We start from the raw sequence: 251 nt of genomic DNA on the forward strand, positions 1-251 counted from the left end.
CTTGCTTAACAAACCGCCTACGCACGCTTTACGCCCAGTAATTCCGATTAACGCTCGCACCCTCCGTATTACCGCGGCTGCTGGCACGGAGTTAGCCGGTGCTTCTTCTGTTGCTAACGTCACAGCGAGCAGCTATTAACTACCCACCTTTCCTCACAACTGAAAGTGCTTTACAACCCGAAGGCCTTCTTCACACACGCGGCATGGCTGCATCAGGCTTTCGCCCATTGTGCAATATTCCCCACTGCTGC

The 251-nt window shown here is 53.8% G+C and carries 1 rRNA gene; it reads right to left on the bottom strand.

The features are described from left to right. Positions 1-251 (bottom strand): 16S ribosomal RNA (locus H4J75_RS19885); the annotation flags it as partial.

It is taken from the genome of Colwellia sp. BRX10-1, assembly GCF_014077545.1.
Taxonomy (GTDB): domain Bacteria; phylum Pseudomonadota; class Gammaproteobacteria; order Enterobacterales; family Alteromonadaceae; genus Colwellia_A.